General features: G+C 63.9%; 24 protein-coding genes, 1 tRNA gene and 1 pseudogene. 23 read left to right on the top strand and 3 right to left on the bottom strand.

The genetic code is table 11. The annotated features are described in order from the left end of the window. Nucleotides 1-20: 20 nt before the first annotated feature. From hisD to tatC, 14 genes are all read left to right on the top strand, one after another. Nucleotides 21-1,337 carry a histidinol dehydrogenase gene (gene hisD, locus APZ15_RS05740; protein WP_027788539.1) on the top strand — a complete coding sequence of 439 codons (1,317 nt, stop codon included), beginning with the start codon at nucleotides 21-23 and terminating at the stop codon, nucleotides 1,335-1,337. Nucleotides 1,338-1,482: 145 nt separating this feature from the next. Then, a complete protein-coding gene (gene hisC / locus APZ15_RS05745) occupies nucleotides 1,483-2,556 on the top strand; it encodes a histidinol-phosphate transaminase (RefSeq protein WP_021161857.1) in 1,074 nt (357 codons plus the stop codon). Nucleotides 2,557-2,621: 65 nt separating this feature from the next. Beyond that, nucleotides 2,622-3,209 (top strand): imidazoleglycerol-phosphate dehydratase HisB, encoded by a 588-nt coding sequence (hisB, locus tag APZ15_RS05750; protein WP_011350728.1) that lies wholly within the window; start codon nucleotides 2,622-2,624, stop codon nucleotides 3,207-3,209. A 66-nt stretch (nucleotides 3,210-3,275) separates the two neighbouring features. After that, nucleotides 3,276-3,896 (top strand): MarC family protein, encoded by a 621-nt coding sequence (locus tag APZ15_RS05755; RefSeq protein WP_027788538.1) that lies wholly within the window; start codon nucleotides 3,276-3,278, stop codon nucleotides 3,894-3,896. Further along, entirely contained in the window at nucleotides 3,893-4,534 is a 642-nt protein-coding gene (hisH, locus tag APZ15_RS05760) for an imidazole glycerol phosphate synthase subunit HisH (protein WP_027788537.1), read from the top strand. The genes APZ15_RS05755 and hisH overlap by 4 nt, the downstream gene beginning before the upstream one ends. A gap of 163 nt (nucleotides 4,535-4,697) precedes the next feature. After that, nucleotides 4,698-5,453, top strand: a complete 756-nt coding sequence (gene hisA / locus APZ15_RS05765) for a 1-(5-phosphoribosyl)-5-[(5-phosphoribosylamino)methylideneamino]imidazole-4-carboxamide isomerase (RefSeq protein ID WP_021161854.1) — start codon at nucleotides 4,698-4,700, stop codon at nucleotides 5,451-5,453. A gap of 108 nt (nucleotides 5,454-5,561) precedes the next feature. Then, nucleotides 5,562-6,335 (top strand): imidazole glycerol phosphate synthase subunit HisF, encoded by a 774-nt coding sequence (gene hisF, locus APZ15_RS05770; RefSeq protein ID WP_011350732.1) that lies wholly within the window; start codon nucleotides 5,562-5,564, stop codon nucleotides 6,333-6,335. Continuing rightward, complete coding sequence (gene hisI, locus APZ15_RS05775; protein WP_027788536.1) at nucleotides 6,335-6,751, top strand: phosphoribosyl-AMP cyclohydrolase; 417 nt, start codon at nucleotides 6,335-6,337, stop codon at nucleotides 6,749-6,751. The genes hisF and hisI overlap by 1 nt, the downstream gene beginning before the upstream one ends. After that, nucleotides 6,748-7,113: a phosphoribosyl-ATP diphosphatase gene (locus APZ15_RS05780; RefSeq protein ID WP_006485344.1), complete on the top strand. Its 366-nt coding sequence runs from the start codon at nucleotides 6,748-6,750 to the stop codon at nucleotides 7,111-7,113. The genes hisI and APZ15_RS05780 overlap by 4 nt, the downstream gene beginning before the upstream one ends. A 69-nt stretch (nucleotides 7,114-7,182) precedes the next feature. Beyond that, nucleotides 7,183-7,575 (top strand): DUF4870 family protein, encoded by a 393-nt coding sequence (locus tag APZ15_RS05785; RefSeq protein WP_011350734.1) that lies wholly within the window; start codon nucleotides 7,183-7,185, stop codon nucleotides 7,573-7,575. Between the two features lie 31 nt (nucleotides 7,576-7,606). After that, entirely contained in the window at nucleotides 7,607-7,972 is a 366-nt protein-coding gene (locus APZ15_RS05790; RefSeq protein ID WP_021161851.1) for a histidine triad nucleotide-binding protein, read from the top strand. Nucleotides 7,973-8,065: 93 nt separating this feature from the next. Beyond that, the gene (tatA, locus tag APZ15_RS05795) at nucleotides 8,066-8,296 is read left to right on the top strand and encodes a Sec-independent protein translocase subunit TatA (protein WP_021161850.1); all 231 of its coding nucleotides are present in this window, start codon (nucleotides 8,066-8,068) and stop codon (nucleotides 8,294-8,296) included. A gap of 26 nt (nucleotides 8,297-8,322) precedes the next feature. Further along, nucleotides 8,323-8,853, top strand: coding sequence for a Sec-independent protein translocase protein TatB (gene tatB, locus APZ15_RS05800; RefSeq protein ID WP_027788535.1), 531 nt, complete (start codon nucleotides 8,323-8,325; stop codon nucleotides 8,851-8,853). Nucleotides 8,854-8,894: 41 nt separating this feature from the next. Then, complete coding sequence (gene tatC / locus APZ15_RS05805) at nucleotides 8,895-9,683, top strand: twin-arginine translocase subunit TatC (RefSeq protein WP_021161848.1); 789 nt, start codon at nucleotides 8,895-8,897, stop codon at nucleotides 9,681-9,683. A 204-nt stretch (nucleotides 9,684-9,887) separates the two neighbouring features. Here tatC and APZ15_RS05810 read toward each other — a convergent pair whose 3' ends face one another. Continuing rightward, on the bottom strand, nucleotides 9,888-11,093 hold the full coding sequence (locus APZ15_RS05810; protein ID WP_021161847.1) for a Do family serine endopeptidase: 1,206 nt from the start codon (nucleotides 11,091-11,093) through the stop codon (nucleotides 9,888-9,890). Nucleotides 11,094-11,114: 21 nt separating this feature from the next. Here APZ15_RS05810 and APZ15_RS05815 point away from each other — a divergent pair, with 21 nt between their 5' ends. From APZ15_RS05815 to APZ15_RS05850, 8 genes and pseudogenes are all read left to right on the top strand, one after another. Further along, nucleotides 11,115-11,861, top strand: a complete 747-nt coding sequence (locus tag APZ15_RS05815) for a Nif3-like dinuclear metal center hexameric protein (RefSeq protein ID WP_027788534.1) — start codon at nucleotides 11,115-11,117, stop codon at nucleotides 11,859-11,861. A gap of 218 nt (nucleotides 11,862-12,079) precedes the next feature. After that, complete coding sequence (gene petA, locus APZ15_RS05820; RefSeq protein ID WP_011350741.1) at nucleotides 12,080-12,700, top strand: ubiquinol-cytochrome c reductase iron-sulfur subunit; 621 nt, start codon at nucleotides 12,080-12,082, stop codon at nucleotides 12,698-12,700. Then, nucleotides 12,697-14,079 (top strand): cytochrome b, encoded by a 1,383-nt coding sequence (locus APZ15_RS05825; RefSeq protein WP_027788533.1) that lies wholly within the window; start codon nucleotides 12,697-12,699, stop codon nucleotides 14,077-14,079. The genes petA and APZ15_RS05825 overlap by 4 nt, the downstream gene beginning before the upstream one ends. 21 nt (nucleotides 14,080-14,100) lie before the next feature. Next, nucleotides 14,101-14,859, top strand: a complete 759-nt coding sequence (locus APZ15_RS05830) for a cytochrome c1 (protein WP_021161843.1) — start codon at nucleotides 14,101-14,103, stop codon at nucleotides 14,857-14,859. A gap of 93 nt (nucleotides 14,860-14,952) precedes the next feature. Then, a complete protein-coding gene (locus tag APZ15_RS05835) occupies nucleotides 14,953-15,564 on the top strand; it encodes a glutathione S-transferase N-terminal domain-containing protein (protein WP_006400565.1) in 612 nt (203 codons plus the stop codon). Between the two features lie 71 nt (nucleotides 15,565-15,635). After that, entirely contained in the window at nucleotides 15,636-16,163 is a 528-nt protein-coding gene (locus APZ15_RS05840; protein WP_027788532.1) for a ClpXP protease specificity-enhancing factor, read from the top strand. Nucleotides 16,164-16,181: 18 nt separating this feature from the next. Continuing rightward, nucleotides 16,182-16,257: transfer RNA gene (locus tag APZ15_RS05845), tRNA-Thr, on the top strand. A 218-nt stretch (nucleotides 16,258-16,475) separates the two neighbouring features. Beyond that, nucleotides 16,476-16,712, top strand: a pseudogene (locus tag APZ15_RS05850) (helix-turn-helix domain-containing protein); the annotation flags it as partial. A gap of 603 nt (nucleotides 16,713-17,315) precedes the next feature. Here the strand turns inward: APZ15_RS05850 and APZ15_RS40750 are convergent. Next, the gene (locus tag APZ15_RS40750) at nucleotides 17,316-18,713 is read right to left on the bottom strand and encodes a hypothetical protein (RefSeq protein ID WP_138143304.1); all 1,398 of its coding nucleotides are present in this window, start codon (nucleotides 18,711-18,713) and stop codon (nucleotides 17,316-17,318) included. Nucleotides 18,714-18,963: 250 nt separating this feature from the next. Here APZ15_RS40750 and APZ15_RS38795 point away from each other — a divergent pair, with 250 nt between their 5' ends. Continuing rightward, the gene (locus APZ15_RS38795) at nucleotides 18,964-19,089 is read left to right on the top strand and encodes a helix-turn-helix transcriptional regulator (RefSeq protein WP_226113714.1); all 126 of its coding nucleotides are present in this window, start codon (nucleotides 18,964-18,966) and stop codon (nucleotides 19,087-19,089) included. Between the two features lie 194 nt (nucleotides 19,090-19,283). Here APZ15_RS38795 and APZ15_RS05860 read toward each other — a convergent pair whose 3' ends face one another. Beyond that, nucleotides 19,284-20,018 (bottom strand): LytR/AlgR family response regulator transcription factor, encoded by a 735-nt coding sequence (locus APZ15_RS05860; protein WP_027788530.1) that lies wholly within the window; start codon nucleotides 20,016-20,018, stop codon nucleotides 19,284-19,286. Nucleotide 20,019 lies beyond the last annotated feature (1 nt).

The following is a 20,019-nucleotide window of genomic DNA, read 5'->3' on the forward strand; positions in this document are numbered from 1 at the left end:
ATCACCGTAACGGAACTCCCATGTCCATCACCATCCGCAAGCTCGATTCGACGAGCGAAGGCTTCGGCGCCGAGCTGCGCGCGCTGCTCGCATTCGAGGCAAGCGAAGACGCGGCGATCGAGCAATCGGTCGCGCAGATCCTCGCCGACGTGAAGTCGCGCGGCGACGCCGCGGTGCTCGAGTACACGAACCGCTTCGACCGGCTGAGCGCGAACAGCATCGCCGCGCTGGAGCTGCCGCAGGACGCGCTGCAGACGGCGCTCGACGGCCTAGCGCCGAAGGCGCGCGCGGCGCTGGAAGCGGCGGCTGCGCGGGTGCGCGCGTACCACGAGAAGCAGAAGATCGAGTGCGGCACGCATAGCTGGCAGTACACGGAAAGCGACGGTACGGTGCTCGGCCAGAAGGTCACGCCGCTCGACCGCGTCGGCCTGTACGTGCCGGGCGGCAAGGCCGCGTATCCGTCGTCGGTGCTGATGAACGCGATTCCCGCGCGCGTCGCGGGCGTCGGCGAGATCGTGATGGTCGTGCCGACGCCGGACGGCGTGAAGAACGACCTCGTGCTCGCCGCGGCGCTGCTCGGCGGCGTCGATCGCGTGTTCACGATCGGCGGCGCGCAGGCGGTCGGCGCGCTCGCGTACGGCACGGCGACGGTGCCGGCCGTCGACAAGATCTGCGGCCCCGGCAATGCGTACGTCGCGTCGGCGAAGCGCCGCGTGTTCGGCACGGTCGGCATCGACATGATCGCCGGGCCGTCGGAAATCCTCGTGCTATGCGACGGCACGACCGACCCGAACTGGGTCGCGATGGATCTCTTCTCGCAGGCCGAACACGACGAGCTCGCGCAGTCGATCCTGCTGTGTCCGGACGGTGCGTTCCTCGAGCGCGTCGAGAAGGCGATCAACGAGCTGCTGCCGTCGATGCCGCGCCAGGACGTGATCCGCGCGTCGCTCGAAGGCCGCGGCGCGCTGATCAAGGTGCGCGACATGGCCGAAGCCTGCCGGATCGCGAACGACATCGCGCCCGAGCACCTGGAAATTTCCGCGCTGGAGCCGCAGCAATGGGGCCAGCAGATCCGCCATGCGGGCGCGATCTTCCTCGGCCGCTACACGAGCGAGAGCCTCGGCGACTACTGCGCGGGCCCGAACCACGTGCTGCCGACGTCGCGCACCGCGCGTTTCTCGTCGCCGCTCGGCGTGTACGACTTCATCAAGCGCTCGAGCCTGATCGAGGTCAGTGCCGAAGGCGCGCAGACGCTCGGCGAGATCGCGTCCGAACTCGCGTACGGCGAGGGGCTGCAGGCGCATGCGAAGAGCGCCGAATTCCGGATGAAGAACTGAGCGCACGCAGCGCGGGGCCGGGGCAGGCGCGGATGTGCCGCCCGGCCCGCACCCCGAAGGCCGGGGCTGGAGACACCAGTGCAGGGCGGCGGCCGCCGCCTTGCCGATCATTTGACGCCGGCGCGACGCACGCCGGCTTGAGATCATGACGACGCCACAAGACATCATTCGCCGCGACGTGCTCGCGATGACGAGCTATCCGGTGCCGGACGCGAGCGGGTTCGTGAAGCTCGACGCGATGGAGAACCCGTACCCGCTGCCCGAACCGCTCGCCGCGGCGCTCGGCGAGCGTCTCGCGCAGGTCGCGCTGAATCGCTACCCGGCGCCGCGCCCGGCCGCGCTGATCGACAAGCTGCGCCACGCGATGGGCGTGCCGGCTGCCTGCGACGTGCTGCTCGGCAACGGCTCGGACGAAATCATCAGCATGATGTCGGTGGCCTGCGCGAAGCCGGGCGCGAAGGTGCTCGCGCCGGTGCCGGGGTTCGTGATGTACGAACTGTCCGCCAAGCTCGCGCAGCTCGAATTCGTCGGCGTGCCGCTGAAGGCCGACCTGACGCTCGACGTCGACGCGATGCTCGCGGCGATCGCCGAGCATCGTCCGGCGCTCGTCTATCTCGCCTATCCGAACAACCCGACCGGCACGCTGTACGACGATGCCGACATCGAACGGATCGTCGCCGCCGCGCGGCACAGCCTGATCGTGATCGACGAGGCGTACCAGCCGTTCGCCGGGCGCTCGTGGCTGCCGCGCGCCGCCGAATTCGACAACGTCGTCGTGATGCGCACGGTGTCGAAGCTCGGCCTCGCGGGCATCCGCCTCGGTTATCTGGTCGGTTCGCCCGCATGGCTGACCGAATTCGACAAGGTGCGCCCGCCGTACAACATCAACGTGCTGACCCAGGCGACCGCCGATTTCCTGCTCGACCACCTCGGCGTACTCGACGCGCAGGCGGCCGATCTGCGGGCGGAACGCGCGCGTCTCGCGCAGGCCGTGGCCGCGCTGCCGGGCGCGACGGTGTTCCCGAGCGCCGGCAATTTCCTGCTGGTGCGGGTGCCGGACGCGGCCGCCGTGTTCGACGCGCTGCTCACCGAGCGGGTTTTGGTCAAAAACGTGAGTAAAATGCATCCGTTGCTGGCTGAATGCGTGCGGCTCACCGTCGGTTCTCCCGACGAAAACGCGCGCCTGCTGGCCGCTTTGAAACTCGCGCTGCCCGGTTGAGCCTGCGGGCGCCGCGGCGCGAAACGATCAATCCCCATTTACATCGACTCAGTCAAGGAATTGCCATGCGTGTGGCGGAAGTCGTTCGCAATACCAGCGAAACGCAGATCCGTGTGAAGCTCAATCTCGACGGCACGGGCCAGCAGAAGCTGGCTACCGGCGTGCCGTTCCTCGACCATATGCTCGACCAGATCGCTCGACACGGTCTGGTCGATCTCGAGGTTGAAGCGCATGGCGATACGCATATCGACGACCACCACACGGTCGAGGATGTCGGCATCACGCTCGGGCAAGCCGTCGCGAAGGCGATCGGCGACCGCAAGGGCATCCGTCGCTACGGCCATTCGTACGTGCCGCTCGACGAGGCGCTGTCGCGCGTCGTGATCGACTTCTCCGGCCGGCCGGGCCTCGAATTCCACGTGCCGTTCACGCGTGCGCGGATCGGCACGTTCGACGTCGACCTGTCGATCGAGTTCTTCCGCGGTTTCGTGAACCACGCGGGCGTCACGCTGCACATCGACAACCTGCGCGGGATCAACGCGCACCATCAGCTCGAGACCGTGTTCAAGGCCTTCGGCCGTGCGCTGCGCGCGGCGGTGGAACTGGACGAGCGTGCGGCGGGGCAGATCCCGTCGACGAAGGGCAGCCTCTGAACCTGAACTGACCGGACGGAGCGTCAAGGACAACCTCACGGCTTCGGCGCGCGGCGCCGGCTTGCGATGGATCTGCTCAAATCGTTCATTTCGCTGCTGGCGCTGATCAACCCGATCGGTGCGGTGCCGTTCTTCCTGAGCCTGACGGCGCAGCAGACGGACATCGAGCGGCGGCGTACGATCCGGATCGCGTCGGTGTCGGTGTTCTGCGTGATGACGGTGACGGCGCTGCTCGGGCAGCAGATCATCGACTTCTTCGGCATTTCGGTCGGGTCGCTCGAGGTGGGCGGCGGGATCATCATGCTGCTGATGGCGATCAACATGCTGAACGCGCAGATCGGCAACACGCGATCGACGCCGGAGGAGCGCCACGAGGCCGAGCTGAAGGACAACATCGCGGTCGTGCCGCTGGCGATTCCGCTGCTCACGGGCCCCGGCTCGATCAGCACGGTGATCATTTACGCGGCGAACTCGCGTCACTGGTATGAGCGGGCCGGACTGGTCGCGATCGGCGCGGCCCTGGCTTTTCTGTGTTTCGTCGCGATGCGGCTCGCCGAGCCGATCGCGAACTGGATCGGCCGCACGGGCATCAACATCGCCACGCGGCTGATGGGTCTGATGCTGTCGGCGCTGGCGGTGGAATTCATCGTCAATGGACTGAGGGCGCTACTGCCTGCACTGAGATGAAAACTTCGATTGCGATTGTGGATTATGGGATGGGCAACCTGCGCTCGGTCGCGCAGGCGCTCAAGAAGGCCGAACCGGCCGCCGACGTGGCGATCGTCGACACGCCGGCCGCGATCCGCGCGGCCGACCGTGTCGTGCTGCCCGGCCAGGGCGCGATGCCCGACTGCATGCGCTGCCTCGGCGAGTCGGGCTTGCAGGAGGCCGTGATCGAGGCCTCGCGCACGAAGCCGCTGCTCGGCGTGTGCGTCGGCGAGCAGATGCTGTTCGACTGGAGCGCGGAAGGCGACACGAAGGGCCTCGGCCTGTTGCCCGGCAAGGTCGTGCGTTTCGAACTCGACGGCCGCGTGCAGGACGACGGCTCGCGCTTCAAGGTGCCGCAGATGGGCTGGAACCGCGTGCACCAGTCGCAGCCGCATCCGCTGTGGGACGGCGTGCCCGACGACGCGTATTTCTACTTCGTGCACAGCTACTACGTGACGCCGGACAACCCGGCGCATACGGTCGGCGAAACGGCCTACGGCGCGCCGTTTACGTCCGCGGTCGCGCGGGACAACCTCTTCGCGACCCAATTCCACCCCGAGAAAAGCGCGGAGGTCGGGTTGCGTCTGTATCGCAACTTCGTACACTGGAAACCGTGAACGTCGCGTGCGTGCCACAGTCGGCGGGCCGCAGAGGCCCGTCTTACGGGGCTCGCGCGCCTAAGCGCCGAAAGAGTTGTACTAAACTAGCGAGACGGCGCGGTACCGGATTGGCCGGTACGCGCCGGATTCTTTTCTTTTTCCACGACGACACCCGATTGCTATGTTGCTGATTCCGGCCATCGATCTCAAAGACGGTCAGTGTGTGCGCCTCAAACAGGGCGATATGGACCAGGCCACGATTTTCTCCGAGGACCCGGCGGCGATGGCCCGCAAGTGGGTCGATCTCGGCGCCCGGCGGCTCCATCTGGTCGACCTGAACGGCGCATTCGCCGGCAAGCCGAAGAATCTCGAGGCGATCGAAGCGATCCTCGACGAAGTCGGCGATGAAATCCCCGTACAGCTCGGCGGCGGCATCCGCAGCCTCGAGACGATCGAGAAGTATCTCGACGCGGGCCTGTCCTACGTGATCATCGGCACCGCGGCCGTGAAGGATCCGGGCTTCCTGCAGGACGCGTGCACCGCGTTCGCGGGCAACATCATCGTCGGGCTGGACGCGAAGGACGGCAAGGTCGCGACCGACGGCTGGAGCAAGCTCACGGGCCACGAGGTGGTCGATCTCGCGAAGAAGTTCGAGGACTACGGCGTCGAATCGATTGTCTACACGGACATCGGCCGCGACGGGATGCTGCAGGGCATCAACATCGAGGCGACCGTGAAGCTCGCGCAGGCGGTCGGCATCCCGGTGATTGCCAGCGGCGGCCTGTCGAACCTCACGGACATCGAGAACCTGTGCGAAGTGGAAGAGCACGGCGTCGAAGGCGTGATCTGCGGCCGTGCGATCTACTCCGGCGATCTCGATTTCGCGGCCGCGCAAAAGCGCGCGGACGAACTGAACGGCGAACTCGACAACGCGTAAGCGCGCGGTTGTCCCGCTCGCCGGGGCTGCCAGCAGGCGGCCCCAACGGAAGCCTCGCGCGAGGCTTTCCGCAACCGGCCGTCCCATCGCGGCATTTGGCGCAACATCATGGCTCTAGCTAAACGCATCATCCCCTGCCTGGACGTGACTGCCGGGCGTGTCGTCAAGGGCGTCAACTTCGTCGAACTGCGCGATGCCGGCGACCCCGTCGAGATCGCCCGCCGGTACGACGACCAGGGCGCCGACGAACTGACGTTCCTCGACATCACCGCGACGTCCGACCAGCGCGACCTGATCCTGCCGATCATCGAAGCCGTCGCGTCGCAGGTCTTCATTCCGCTGACCGTCGGCGGCGGCGTGCGCGCCGTCGAGGACGTGCGGCGCCTGCTGAACGCGGGCGCGGACAAGGTCAGCATGAATTCGTCGGCGGTCGCGAACCCGCAGCTCGTGCGCGACGCGGCCGACAAGTACGGCTCGCAGTGCATCGTCGTCGCGATCGACGCGAAGCGCGTGTCGGCCGACGGCGAGACGCCGCGCTGGGAAGTCTTCACGCACGGCGGCCGCAAGAACACGGGCCTCGACGCGATCGAATGGGCGCGCAAGATGGCCGAGCTCGGCGCGGGCGAGATCCTGCTCACGAGCATGGATCGCGACGGCACCAAGTCGGGCTTCGACCTCGCGCTCACGCGCGGCGTGTCGGACGCGGTGCCGGTGCCGGTGATCGCGTCGGGCGGTGTCGGCTCGCTGCAGCACCTGGCCGACGGCATCAAGGACGGCCGCGCCGATGCGGTGCTGGCCGCGAGCATCTTCCACTACGGCGAGCACACGGTCGGCGAGGCGAAGCGCTTCATGGCCGACCAGGGCATCCCGGTGAGGCTGTGATGAATACGGAAACGAATGCATTGCCCGCGTGGCTCGACAAGGTCCGCTGGGACGACAACGGCCTCGTGCCGGTGATCGCGCAGGAGGCGTCGACGAACGACGTGCTGATGTTCGCGTGGATGAACCGCGAGGCGCTGGCGAAGACGATCGAGACGCAGCGCGCGGTCTATTATTCGCGTTCGCGCAAGCGCCTGTGGTTCAAGGGCGAGGAGTCGGGCCACGTGCAGCACGTGTACGAAGTGCGGCTCGACTGCGACGAGGACGTCGTGCTGCTGAAGGTCGAGCAGGTGTCGGGCATCGCGTGCCACACCGGCCGGCATTCGTGCTTCTTCCAGAAATTCGAAGGCACCGTCGACAGCGGCGACTGGGTCGCGGTCGAACCGGTGCTGAAAGATCCCGAACACATCTACAAATGACGCAATCGACCGAAGACACGCTGCTGCGCCTCGCGGCCGTGATCGATAGCCGCAAGGGCGGCGACCCCGATCAATCGTACGTATCGCGCCTGTTCCACAAGGGCGACGACGCGGTGCTGAAGAAGATCGGCGAAGAGGCGACGGAAGTCGTGCTGGCCGCGAAGGACGTGCGCCAGGGCGGCGCGCCGACCGCGCTGGTCGGCGAGGTGGCCGACCTGTGGTTCCACTGCCTCGTGATGCTGTCGCATTTCGACCTGAGCCCGGCCGACGTGATCGCCGAGCTCGAGCGCCGCGAAGGGCTGTCGGGGATCGAGGAGAAGGCCCTGCGCAAGCGTCGCGAGCGTGAGGAAAACGGCGGGTGACAGACCCTTGTCGCGGGATGGCCACAGTGCGGTAAGCTGTAAGAATTGTCATCTAACGGGGGTAGCATCATGACCGATACGCCAAGTCAGTTTCCGCCGCCGTCGGTGCCGGGGGCCGCGGACGCCGAACGCCTGAACGGGCTGCGCACGTTGACTCACGTGCTCTACGGCCTCTATGCGTTTCATTGGCTCACGGGCGGCGTCACGGGCATCATCGCGATCATCATCAACTACGTGAAGCGCGACGATGTGGCCGGCACGCCGTATGCCGCCCACTTCGAGTGGCAGATCCGCACGTTCTGGCGCGCGCTGATCGCGTACGTGATCGGGTTCGCGCTGATGTTCGTGGTGATCGGATTCGCAGTGATGTTTGTCACGTGGATTTGGACGCTGTACCGTATCATCAAGGGTTGGCTGTACCTGAACGACAACAAGCCGCTCGATCCGCAGGCCTGGTTCTGACCGGCCGCGTTCGGGCGTCTGCAGGAGCAACATGAGTCACGATCCGAATTGCCTGTTCTGCAAGATCGCGGCAGGCGAGATCCCGAGCACGAAGGTGCACGAGGATGACGAATTCGTCGCGTTCCGCGACATCCGCCCGGCGGCCGAGACGCACGTGCTCGTGATTCCGCGCCAGCACCTGCCGACGCTGTCGGCGGCGAGCGAGGCCGATGCGCCGATGCTCGGCCGGCTGATGCTGCTCGTCTCGCGTCTCGCCGGCCAGCTCGGCGTCGCCTATACGGGCGGCGAAACGGGTTTCCGTACGGTGATCAATACAGGCCCGGGCGGCGGGCAGGAGGTCTACCACCTGCACGCGCATATCCTGGCCGGCCCGCGCCCCTGGCAGCGGATGGGTTGACGGCGCGGGGCGTTTCCCCGCATCGATAGTCGAAGCCGGCACGTTGCCGGCGATTTGCGCCGCGTAGCGGCGTGGTTGAGGAGAGGTTTCATCATGGGTGGATTGAGCATTTGGCACTGGCTGATCGTGCTGCTGATCGTCGCGCTGGTTTTCGGTACGAAGAAGCTGCGCAATATCGGCAACGATCTCGGCAGCGCCGTGAAGGGTTTCAAGGACGGCATGAAGGACGGTGAGGCACCGGCTGACGCGCAGCAACTGCCGCGCTCGGGCTCGGTCGACGTCAACGCGAAGGAAACGACGCGTTCCGATTCGAACAAGGCGTAACGCCGGCACGCTGACAGGCATTCGCGATGCTGGATCTCGGTCTTTCGAAGATGGCGCTGATCGGCGTCGTCGCGCTCGTGGTGCTCGGCCCCGAGCGCCTGCCGCGCGTCGCGCGTACGGCAGGCGCATTGTTCGGCCGCGCGCAGCGGTACATCAACGACGTGAAGGCCGAGGTCTCGCGCGAAATCGAACTCGACGCGCTGCGGACGATGAAGACCGATTTCGAATCGGCTGCGCGCAATGTCGAGACGACGATTCACGACAACCTGCGCGAGCACGAAAAGGAACTGAACGACACGTGGCATTCCGCGGTTGGCGGCCTTGACGAAGCGTCGGGCAGCACCGGGTCCCATGAGTCCGACACGCCCGCGGCGCCGTCGTGGCGCGGCAGTACGGCCGCGCTCGCGCCCAAGCGCCGCAACTGGCGCGTCAAGCAGGCGGCTGCGCCTGCCTGGTACAAGCGCGCGACCACCCGCCGCACGCACGTGCAGTCGGGCGCCGCGCGCGTCGCGCGCCACCAGCCGGCCAGCCTGCGCCGGCCGACGCGCTTCTTCTGAGCCGAGCGCATGCTCGCTCGTCAATCCTACCGAGGGCCGGTGTGAGCGACCCCCAGCAGAACCCGGGCGACGCCCCGGAAGAAACTTTCATTTCCCATCTCGTCGAGCTTCGCGATCGCATCATTCGCGCGGGGGCGGCCGTGATCGTCGTGTTCCTCGGGCTCGTCTACTGGGCGCCCGACATCTTCCGGCTGCTTGCGCGGCCGTTGATGGAGAACCTGCCGAAGGACGGCAAGATGATCGTCACCGACGTCACCGGCTCGTTCTTCGTGCCGATGAAGGTCACGATGCTCGTCGCACTGGTGATCGCGCTGCCGATCGTGCTGTACCAGATCTGGGCGTTCGTCGCGCCGGGGCTGTACCAGCACGAGAAAAAGCTCGTCGCGCCGCTCGTCGGCAGCAGCTACTTCCTGTTCCTGTGCGGGATGGCATTCGCGTACTTCCTCGTGTTCCCGACGATCTTCCGTGTGATGGCGCACTACAACGCGCCGCTCGGGGCGGAAATGACCACCGACATCGACAACTACCTGAGCTTCGTGCTCGGGATGTTCATCGCGTTCGGGGTCACGTTCGAGGTGCCGATCGTCGTCGTGCTGCTCGTCCGGATGGGCGTGCTGTCGCTGAAGAAGCTCAAGGAGATGCGGCCGTACGTGATCGTCGGCGCGTTCATCGTCGCGGCGGTCGTCACGCCGCCGGACGTATTCTCGCAACTGATGCTCGCGTTGCCGCTCATCGTGCTGTTCGAGATCGGGCTGCTGGCCGCGCGGTTCTTCGTGCCGAAGAAGCCGGCCGAGGAAGGCGAGGCGGGGAACGGCGAAGCCGCCAGCTGATGGCGGCGCGCCGGGCGATGCACGGCAGGCGGGTTTCCGGCCAGGCCTGAGCGGCCGGGTGGTGTCGCTTGGCCGGATCGCGTGCGGCGAGGCCGCCATCCCGGAAAGAAGGTCTTTCGATGCAAAGCAAAAGGGCAGCCATGCGGCTGCCCTTTTTCGTTTCCGGTGGAGTTCGGCACGCGGCTGCGCGCCGCCCGCCCGACGTCATTCGGTATCGCTGTCCTGCTCGTCGAGCGTCTGCTTCGGCGGCGGCGGGCGCTTGCCGATCACGACGTTCATGTCGAACTCCTTGCCCTTGCGGACGACGTGCACCTTGGTCGGCGTGCCCGGCTTGATCTGCGCGACCGTGTTCAACAGCTTCGTCGTGTCGGTGATGTCCTCGCCGTTGACCGAGACCAGAATATCGCCCGGCTTGATGCCGGCCTTGTCGGCCGGGCCGCCCTGCAGCACGCCGGCGACGATCGCGCCCGATTTCTGCTGAAGCCCGAACGATTCGGCGATCTCCGGCGTGACGTCCTGCGGCTCGACGCCGATCCAGCCGCGCGTGACCGAGCCCGTCGTGATGATGCTTTCGAGCACCGTGCGCGCGGTCGACACGGGAATCGCGAAACCGATGCCGAGCGAGCCGCCCGAGCGCGAATAGATCGCGGTGTTGATGCCGAGCAGGTTGCCGTTCACGTCGACCAGTGCGCCGCCCGAGTTGCCGGGGTTGATCGGCGCGTCGGTCTGGATGAAGTTCTCGAACGTGTTGATGCCGAGGTGGTTGCGGCCCAATGCGCTGATGATCCCCATCGTGACCGTCTGGCCGACGCCGAACGGGTTGCCGATCGCGAGGACGACGTCGCCGACCCGCGACTGGTCAGAGCGGCCGAGCGTGATCGTCGGCAGGTTCGTCATGTTGATCTTCAGCACGGCGAGGTCCGTTTCGGGATCGCTGCCGATCACCTTCGCGGTGGCCGTGCGCCCGTCGGCGAGCGCGACCTCGATCTGGTCGGCGCCGTCCACGACGTGCTGGTTCGTTAGAATGTAACCTTCCGGGCTCACGATAACGCCCGAGCCGAGGTTGGCGGCCGGTTCGTCCTGCTGCTTGCGGGCGTTGCGGTCGCCGAAGAAGTAGCGGAACAGCGGATCTTTCGCGCGCGGATCGGGCGGTAGCGAGCCGTCCTTGCTGGAGAAGACGTTGACGACGGCCGGCATCGCCTTCTGCGCGGCTTCCGCGTACGACGTGGTCGCCGGCGCGCCGCCGATGCCCGGCGCGACTTCCCGCAGCGCAACGATCGGCGTGGCGAGCTGCTTGCCGAGCTGTCCTTGCCGTTGCAGCCATTGCGGCTTGAGCGTCACGACGATGAACATCAGCGCGAGCAGCACGGTAACCGCCTGCGCGAAGAACAGCCAGAAGCGTCTAAGCATCTGAATGGATTAGAGGTTTATATGGATCGGATCGAACTTGAATTGTACTTGAACAATACCCTTGAAACCGCGCGCTTCAAGGACTATTGCCCGAACGGCCTGCAGGTCGAGGGGCGTCGCAAGATCGAGAAGATCGCCACCGGCGTGACGGCGTCGGTCGCGTTTCTTGAAGCCGCGCTCGAATGGGGGGCGGATGCCGTGCTCGTCCATCACGGCTATTTCTGGCGCAACGAGCCGCCGCAGATCACGGGCCGCAAGTATCAGCGCCTGAAGCTGCTGCTCGCGAACGACCTGAACCTGTTCGCGTTCCACCTGCCGCTCGACGCGCATCCCGAATTCGGCAACAACGCGCAGCTCGGCGAGCGGCTCGGGCTGATCGGCGAGCAGCGTTTCGGCGAAGGCGACCTCGGCTGGATGGCCACGCTGCCGATGCCCGTCTCGCTCGAGCACTTCGTCGCGAAGGTCGAGCGCACGCTCGGCCGCACGCCGCTCGTGCTCGGCGATCCGGACATGCAGCTGCGGCGCATCGCGTGGTGCACGGGCGCCGCGCAGAGCTATTTCGACGCGGCGATCGATGCCGGCGCGGACGTGTTCCTGACCGGCGAGGTGTCCGAATACGTGACGCACACGGCCGCGGAGAGCGGCGTCGCGTTCGTTGCGGCAGGGCACCATGCGACCGAACGCTATGGAATTCAGGCACTCGGCGCTCACTTGTCCGAAGAATTCGGTATCGAACACCTTTTTATCGATATCCATAACCCGGTCTGAGTGCCGGATTTGCGGCAGCGCATCGAAATTTCTCAATGTAGCGGATGCTTAATAGCGAAATGATTTAATCGCTCCGATAGTGGGGGGAAACCCTTAACTATCAATCACTTCGAAGGGATTTTCATCTCCGGGCCTTGTAAATGGCGACTCCATTCGAGCAAACTAGCGGCGGAATGGAAAGTCGTGACGGAAAATCCAACTCAGAAGTGGGGCGTGTGATGCGAGACAAGGAAGAGAAACGCGTCGACAGCGGCCGCCGTACCTGGCTGATTGCGACATCCGTAGCAGGTGGCGTAGGAGGCGTCGCCACCGTCATACCTTTCGCGGCGTCGCTTGCGCCGTCCGCGAAAGCGAAAGCGGCCGGAGCACCGGTCGAAGTCGACATCAGCGGGCTGAAGCCCGGTGAAATGGTGACCGTGCCGTGGCGCGGCAAGCCGGTGTGGATCCTGAACCGCACCGACGCGATGCTTGCCGACGTGGTCAAGGCCGACAAGGAAGTGGCCGATCCGACCACCGAAAAGCCCTATACGATGCCGTTGCCCGCGTATTGCGCGAACGAATATCGCTCGCGGGCCGATCGCAAGAACATTCTCGTCGTGATGGCCGTGTGTACGCACCTCGGCTGCACGCCAAGCCAGCGCTTCACGCCGGGTCCGCAGCCGAACCTGCCGGACGACTGGCCGGGCGGTTTCCTCTGCCCGTGCCACGGTTCGACCTACGACCTCGCCGGCCGTGTGTTCAAGAACAAGCCGGCGCCTCAGAATCTCGACATCCCGCCCTACATGTTCACGTCGGCGACGACCCTCGTGATCGGCAAGGACGAGAAAGGAGAAGCGTGATGGCCGACAACAAGGAAGTCTCCACGACAGGTCTCACCGGCTGGATCGATCAGCGCTTCCCGCTCACGTCCACCTGGAAAAAGCACGTTTCCGAGTACTACGCGCCGAAGAACTTCAACTTCTGGTACTTCTTCGGCTCCCTCGCGCTGCTGGTGCTCGTCAACCAGATCGTCACCGGCATCTTCCTGACGATGAACTACAAGCCCGACTCGACGCTCGCGTTTGCGTCGGTCGAGTACATCATGCGCGAGGTGCCGTGGGGCTGGCTGATCCGCTACATGCACTCCACGGGCGCGTCGATGTTCTTCGTGGTCGTCTACCTGCACATGTTTCGCGGGCTGCTTTACGGGTCGTACCGCAAGCCGCGCGAGCTCGTGTGGATCTTCGGCTGTGCGATCTTCCTGTGCCTGATGGCCGAGGCGTTCTTCGGTTACCTGCTGCCGTGGGGCCAGATGTCGTTCTGGGGCGCGCAGGTGATCGTGAACCTGTTCTCGGCGATCCCGTTCGTCGGCCCGGACCTGTCGCTGTGGATTCGCGGCGACTACGTCGTGTCGGACGTCACGCTGAACCGCTTCTTCGCGTTCCACGTGATCGCGATTCCGCTCGTGCTGGTTGGCCTCGTGATCGCGCACCTCGTCGCGCTGCACGAAGTGGGGTCGAACAACCCGGACGGTATCGAGATCAAGGCGAAGAAGGACGAGAACGGCGTTCCGCTCGACGGCATCCCGTTCCACCCGTACTACTCGGTGCATGATTTCCTCGGCGTGTGCGTGTTCCTGATGGTCTTCGCACTGATCGTGTTTTTCTCGCCGGAGATGGGCGGCTACTTCCTCGAGGCGAACAACTTCGTCCCGGCGAACCCGTTGCAGACGCCGCCCGAGATCGCGCCGGTCTGGTACTTCACCGCGTTCTACGCGATGCTGCGCGCGACCACCGACCCGTTCAAGATCGTCCTGATGATCGTCATCGCGCTGCTCGGCGTGCTCGCGCTGATCCGCGCGAGCGGCAAGTGGAAGGCCGGGTTGCCGGTGCTGGCCGCGGCGATCGTCGTCTTCATGTACCTGACGGAGTCGAAGTTCTGGGGCGTCGTCGTGATGGGTTCGGCGGTGATCACGCTGTTCTTCCTGCCGTGGCTCGACCGCAGCCCGGTGAAGTCGATCCGCTACCGGCCGCTGTTCCACAAGGTGTTCCTCGGGATCTTCGTCGCGGCGTTCCTGACCCTCGCGTTCCTCGGCACGCGGCCACCGTCGCCGGCGGCCACGCTGATCGCGCAGTGTTGCGCGCTGATCTACTTCGCGTTCTTCCTCGGCATGCCCGTCTGGACGCCGCTTGGCACGTTCAAGCAGCCGCCGGAGCGGGTGCGCTTCAAGCCCCATTAACGTGAGCGAGGAGAGAACGACATGAAGAAACTGCTTTCGACACTCGCGCTGATCGGGGCGACCGCGTGTGCGCTGCTGGTGGCGCCGGCGGTGCGGGCGGAAGGTAATTTTCCGCTCGACCGGGCGCCCGATAACACGGAAAATCTCGTTTCGCTTCAGCACGGCGCGCAATTGTTTGTAAACTATTGCCTGAACTGCCACAGCGCGAACCTGATGCGCTACAACCGTCTGACGGATCTGGGCATATCCCAGAAGGAGATCGAAAAGAATCTCCTGTTCACGACCGACAAGGTCGGCAACACGATGTCCGTCGCGATGCGGCCTGAAGACGCGAAGAACTGGCTCGGCACCTCGCCGCCCGACCTGTCGGTCGAGGAGCGCGCGCGCGGCCGCGACTGGCTGTATACGTATCTGCGCAGCTTCTACCGCGACGATACGCGGCCGACCGGCTGGAACAACGCGGTGTTCGAGAACGTCGGCATGCCCCATGTACTGTGGCAGCTGCAGGGGCAGCGCACTGCCAAATTCGAAGACAAGACGGACGAGGAGACGGGCGAGAAGGTCCATACGCTCGTCGGCTTCCAGCAGGTCACGCCGGGGACACTGTCCGCGGTGGATTATGATGCTGCGGTTGCCGACCTGGTGGCGTACATGACCTGGATGTCCGAGCCGGCTCAGCAGACCCGCAAACGCCTCGGCGTATGGGTGCTGATCTTTCTCGGTGTCCTGACTTTCCTGGCCTGGCGGCTCAATGCCGCGTACTGGAAAGATATCAAGTAATCACGCCTGACCGGCGTGGGGCCGGCGCAAGGTGGAACCCCGGAAGGAGGTTCGCCGCGTGCCGGCCCTCGGCTTTTTTGAGGAAACGCAAACATGATGGTTCTGTATTCCGGCACAACTTGCCCGTTCTCCCAGCGTTGCCGGCTGGTGCTGTTCGAGAAGGGCATGGACTTCGAAATCCGTGACGTCGACCTGTTCAACAAGCCGGAAGACATTTCGGTGATGAACCCGTACGGTCAGGTGCCGATCCTGGTCGAACGCGACCTGATCCTGTACGAATCGAACATCATCAACGAGTACATCGACGAGCGCTTCCCGCACCCGCAACTGATGCCGGCCGACCCCGTGCAGCGCGCGCGTGCACGCCTGTTCCTGCTCAACTTCGAGAAGGAACTGTTCGTCCACGTCAGCACGCTCGAGAACGAGAAGGGCAAGGCGGCGGAGAAGAATCACGAGAAGGCACGCCTCGCGATTCGCGATCGCCTGACGCAGCTCGCGCCGATCTTCGTGAAGAACAAGTACATGCTCGGCGAGGAATTCTCGATGCTCGACGTCGCGATCGCGCCGCTGCTGTGGCGTCTGGATCACTACGGCATCGAGCTGTCGAAGAACGCCGCGCCGCTGATGAAGTACGCCGAGCGGATCTTCAGCCGGCCGGCCTATATCGAAGCACTGACGCCGTCCGAAAAGGTCATGCGTCGTTGATGATGCAATGAAGGCAAGACGGGGAGGGCGGCGCGGCGTGCCGCGCGCCCGCTCCGGGTTCGAGGATTGTGATGCAAGAGATTTCAACGAAGCCTTATCTGCTGCGCGCGCTGTACGAGTGGTGCACCGATAACGGTTACACACCGCATATCGCGGTGAGGGTCGACAACTCGACGCGCGTGCCGCGTCAGTTCGTGCGTGACGGCGAGATCGTGCTCAACATCAGCTTCGAGGCGACGAGCCAGTTGCAGATGGGCAACGAGTGGATCGAGTTCACGGCCCGGTTCTCCGGGAAGGCGCACAAGATCGAGATTCCGGTTGCCAACGTGCTCGCGATCTATGCGCGCGAGAACGGGCAGGGGATGGCGTTCCAGGTCGATGCGGTTGCGGGCGAAGGCGAGGATTCGGGCGCGTTCGACGAAGAAGCCGCGCAGGCGGATGACGCGCAGCGCGACGAGTCGCCTGCTGCGTTGACGCCGGTTGCCGACCGCGGCGCGAACGAGGAACCCTCCGAAGGCGCCGACGAACCGCCGAAAACCGACGGCGATGGCGACGGTTCGAAAGGTGGCAACAGACCTCGCCTCAAGATCGTGAAATGAGGTAGAATCTCGCGCTACGCCGGCTTAGCTCATCTGGTAGAGCAGTTGATTTGTAATCATCAGGTGGCGGGTTCGAGTCCTGCAGCCGGCACCATATCTGACAAGGGGTTACGCGATGTTTGCGTAGCCCCTTCGCGTTTCCAATTCCCCCTCGGCATTTCCAATCTGCATTGGCGAACAGGCTTGTTCAGCTACGTGCTGTGTACGTAGCGTTTCTTCAAGCAAGGGTTCCGTCTTGTCGCAAAGCAAGTCGGCGGGCCGGAATGAGTGCAAGCCATCATGACGATCCCCTCCGAGTAACACATGACGCAGCGCCGAGAAGATCGCGATTTGATTCCTCATGAAGTTGTCAGCGCAACGGTCGACGGGGTGACGCCCCTGCGTGCGTGGCGCGAATATCTCGGGCTGACGCAGGTCGAAGTCGCGACGCGACTCGGCATCAGCCAGTCCGCCTACGCTCAACAGGAGAGCAGCGAGAAGCTGCGCAAGTCGACGCGCGAGAAGATCGCCGCCGCGCTCGGCATCACGGACGCGCAGGTTGACGTCTGACGAGAGTGGTTGGCGCAGCAGAGAGCCGCCTGGGACTTCGGTGCTGGGCGGCATTTTTCGCCTGTATCCATGCACGGAGTCGGCGGGTTCACGTGTCCTCAGAGCGGTCGGTCGCTGGTCGCCCTGGTGGGGTAGCGCGCAGCAGGCCCGTGGCGGGGCTGTGTGCACGTGGCAGGTGCAGCCCTTGGGGGCGGTTCGACCCCTAGGGCGGGCTGATTCGGATCCGGCGCGCGCAGTTGTAGCCCCGCCCCACCTGCCCGCAAAAATGAACGGTTTTTGTGCACTCATGCGCTAGGTGCTCGAAGCCGCCCGGCGCGGGCCGCGCGGCAATCGGCGGCCCGATTCTTCTATGCACTTTTATGCGCCTTGATTATGCAGTCTCGGCGTTTCTTCGCCTGTACCTCACTGTTCGACAGAACTGTGAGCGCCGGTAGAGGTGTCGGGGTACCCGGCGCTGCGTGGTTCTGGTCGCTTTTCAGTGCGCGGAAATCATGCGTTTTGATGCGCAACGATGCGAATCGATGCGTCGACACGCGCATAAGCAACGCGAGATTTGTTCTAGGGATTGTGCGATTGACAGAAAATGACTGCGCCAACGCTCATCTAGAGCAGAAGGACTCCTGGTGTACTTATGATCGATTCGAAAGTTTTATCGACAGTTTGTCTCACCGCTCCTGCGGAGGTGTAGTGAACCGCCAAATCCCCTCGATCAGGAGGAGTCACTATGTCAAATCGGACACCCACAAGCCGCGTATATGTCCGTAACAACTCCATTGACAGCTCGTCAAGAGCATCTTTAATCGTGGCTGCGTTGGAATTTTGACCAATTCCATAGAGATCAGAGTTCACAAGGACGCGTACCATTCCAGGTTGATGGTCACGTAGTTGGCGTCGGCAAGCGTTCGCAACGGTCGCGCGAATATTCTGCACGCTTTTTGAGAGAGCAGTGGACCTTGCGCAAACTAGGATTGGGCGGCGAACGCTCGTTACCATAACGTTCGATGCGTTCTGTACAATTAATTCGCCGAACGGCAGAACAAAGTGCCAGTCGCGCCATTCGTCAAAGTTCATGATCCACCGCCAGAGTTCTGCGGAATGGGCCTTCATTGGGTGCGGCAGTTCAAAGGGGCCGGACGGATGAGGGGTAACGTTGATCTTGACGCGGTGCGTAGATCTCCTGGTTAGCTTATCGGCGAACATTGAGCGCAGCAGATGGGGAATGTCTGTTATGCCAGCCTCATCATGCACGTCGATTTTGATCAAAAGTCCGTCACCTATTTTCGCGGCTTCCTCAAAAATCTTGTCAAGCGCCAGCCGTCTGAATCTGCCAATGAAGTCAGATACTTTCTCCTCGTACTGCGTTTTGGCTTTGCATTCGATAAATATCGAACCATCTATCGCCATATCGGGTACGGCTTGCCCCACTTCATCAAGAAGTTCGACTTTTCCCGAATTCGCCTGTGCACTTGCTACCAACAATTCGTATAAGGCGGACTGCCATTGATCGCCTGTCAATCGCGGGAGCCGGTCTTTCATGTTTTTCACATTGTCCAAGTTGAGGGCAACGTCACGAAGTGACAGAAGGCGGTAGGCGAAAACACCGCATAGAAACTCCCCACGCTCGTCGTGATACTTGAGTATTCGCTCGGTGCCTATAACAGCTTCCGCGAGAGGGTGCATTTCGTCCTTTTGCGGTATTCCCTCACGAAGCGCACGAGCTGACCCACGAGCGGAAGCCAACGGCATTTCCGTGTAGAGGAGCGGATCACTTGAGTTCTTACCTGCTTGTTCGACCAGCCATTGTTCATCGAACAAGCGTCGTGCGATCGGCAAAGCGGCCCTGATCACTTCTGGTGAGAAATCTACCGCGTGCCCGATTAACATAGGCCCTCTGGCAATTGAATGGTGATGTGTTAGGCAACGCAGGAAAAAACCGTCCGGGTGTTTTTCGTAGTCCCTTCCGATGTTTGCCCGATTCATCTGGCGGAAATGATACTTCACGTGGTCAGACGCAGACCCGTGCCGGGGTTGAAAGCGAGCAACAACTCGGGCAATCGGCCGATGGTCTGAGAATCGGTCTGTCGAACGTCAGTCGTTGGCATCGCGCGACTGGCCTGGCTGGGCCGGGTGGGCGGCGCCGCACCGTCGCGGATTGCTGCCGCTCGGCGGGTGCTCCCAGCTTCCCCGGTGTTTCATAACCCTGTAAAGCCTGTTGTGACGTCACTCGCTCGGCTGTTAGCGACGTATTGGCTTGTCCAAGAGTGAGGTCTATCGCAGGATTGGCGCACGAACATTTCCGGCTGGGGTCAAGTTGGGCGATCGGGCCGTGGCGTGGCGCGAATCCGCCGTCGAGGATTGGATCCGTGCTCTCAGTTAGATTTCGCATCATAAGAGTCGGAAGTCTCGAGGCGTTTCCAATATGAATTCGATCCTTGCCAGACAAGGCCGGGACTCGACTCCTGCAACTGAATTGCGCGCTGCTGCACGGCGTGGCGCCTGGCGGCGCCTGCCACGCAAGCGGGATGGGAGCAGCGGCATGTTGCGGCTGCCGCGCGATAGACGCCGATAGCCTCACATCTGCCTGAACAACCCCGCATACGCACGACTGACGGGCAGCATTTCCCGCTGCCCATGCACGCGAATCCGCAACCGTCCCAGCAGATCGCGCTCGATGCGATCGATCGCTGCATACGCAACGATCACGCCGCGATGCACCTGCGCGAACCGCTCCGGATCGAGCCGCTGCATCAGCTCTTTCAGCGGCGTGCGAATCACGAGCCGTTCGCCAGCCGTGACGACTTCCGTGTATTTCTCCGACGCCTGGAAATACAGCACATCGTCGACCGATACGAGCCGCGTCGCATCCTTCACGCCTACCGTCAGCCAGCGGATCGGCACCGCTTCTCTTGCTTGTGCCGCCTGCGCGAGCGCATCGGCCTGCGCAAGCGCCGGCCCGCCGCGCTGAAGCTTCGCGATACACCGCAGCAGCCGCTCGTCCGTCACCGGCTTCAACAGGTAGTCGACGGCCGCGCGATCGAACGCGTCGACCGCATATTCGTCGTAGGCCGTGACGAACACGACATGCACATCGGGCGCCAGCGCAGCGAGCTTCAACCCGTCGATACCGGGCATCCGGATGTCGAGAAACGCGATGTCCGGGCGTGGCGACGCATTCAGCGCGGCCAGCGTTTCGATGCCGTTGCGCGGCATCGCAACGATTTCCAGTTCGGGCCAGAGCTGCCCCAGCCGCTGCGCGAGCGAGGCGGACAGGTTCGGTTCGTCGTCGGCGATGAGGGCGGTCGGCATG

It is taken from the genome of Burkholderia cepacia ATCC 25416 (genome assembly GCF_001411495.1).
Lineage (GTDB): Bacteria > Pseudomonadota > Gammaproteobacteria > Burkholderiales > Burkholderiaceae > Burkholderia > Burkholderia cepacia.

Excerpts from the sequence above, each read along its gene's own strand:
- hisA (WP_021161854.1), top strand. The coding sequence starts at position 4,698 with ATGTTGCTGATTCCGGCCATCGATCTCAAAGACGGTCAGTGTGTGCGC.
- APZ15_RS05860 (WP_027788530.1), bottom strand. The coding sequence starts at position 20,018 with ATGCCGACCGCCCTCATCGCCGACGACGAACCGAACCTGTCCGCCTCG.
- APZ15_RS05830 (WP_021161843.1), top strand. The coding sequence starts at position 14,101 with ATGAAGAAACTGCTTTCGACACTCGCGCTGATCGGGGCGACCGCGTGT.
- hisF (WP_011350732.1), top strand. The coding sequence starts at position 5,562 with ATGGCTCTAGCTAAACGCATCATCCCCTGCCTGGACGTGACTGCCGGG.
- APZ15_RS05840 (WP_027788532.1), top strand. The coding sequence starts at position 15,636 with ATGCAAGAGATTTCAACGAAGCCTTATCTGCTGCGCGCGCTGTACGAG.
- APZ15_RS05785 (WP_011350734.1), top strand. The coding sequence starts at position 7,183 with ATGACCGATACGCCAAGTCAGTTTCCGCCGCCGTCGGTGCCGGGGGCC.
- hisD (WP_027788539.1), top strand. The coding sequence starts at position 21 with ATGTCCATCACCATCCGCAAGCTCGATTCGACGAGCGAAGGCTTCGGC.
- hisB (WP_011350728.1), top strand. The coding sequence starts at position 2,622 with ATGCGTGTGGCGGAAGTCGTTCGCAATACCAGCGAAACGCAGATCCGT.
- tatB (WP_027788535.1), top strand. The coding sequence starts at position 8,323 with ATGCTGGATCTCGGTCTTTCGAAGATGGCGCTGATCGGCGTCGTCGCG.
- APZ15_RS05835 (WP_006400565.1), top strand. The coding sequence starts at position 14,953 with ATGATGGTTCTGTATTCCGGCACAACTTGCCCGTTCTCCCAGCGTTGC.
- tatA (WP_021161850.1), top strand. The coding sequence starts at position 8,066 with ATGGGTGGATTGAGCATTTGGCACTGGCTGATCGTGCTGCTGATCGTC.
- APZ15_RS05810 (WP_021161847.1), bottom strand. The coding sequence starts at position 11,093 with ATGCTTAGACGCTTCTGGCTGTTCTTCGCGCAGGCGGTTACCGTGCTG.
- APZ15_RS05815 (WP_027788534.1), top strand. The coding sequence starts at position 11,115 with ATGGATCGGATCGAACTTGAATTGTACTTGAACAATACCCTTGAAACC.
- hisI (WP_027788536.1), top strand. The coding sequence starts at position 6,335 with ATGAATACGGAAACGAATGCATTGCCCGCGTGGCTCGACAAGGTCCGC.
- hisH (WP_027788537.1), top strand. The coding sequence starts at position 3,893 with ATGAAAACTTCGATTGCGATTGTGGATTATGGGATGGGCAACCTGCGC.
- APZ15_RS05790 (WP_021161851.1), top strand. The coding sequence starts at position 7,607 with ATGAGTCACGATCCGAATTGCCTGTTCTGCAAGATCGCGGCAGGCGAG.
- hisC (WP_021161857.1), top strand. The coding sequence starts at position 1,483 with ATGACGACGCCACAAGACATCATTCGCCGCGACGTGCTCGCGATGACG.
- APZ15_RS05755 (WP_027788538.1), top strand. The coding sequence starts at position 3,276 with ATGGATCTGCTCAAATCGTTCATTTCGCTGCTGGCGCTGATCAACCCG.
- APZ15_RS05780 (WP_006485344.1), top strand. The coding sequence starts at position 6,748 with ATGACGCAATCGACCGAAGACACGCTGCTGCGCCTCGCGGCCGTGATC.
- petA (WP_011350741.1), top strand. The coding sequence starts at position 12,080 with ATGCGAGACAAGGAAGAGAAACGCGTCGACAGCGGCCGCCGTACCTGG.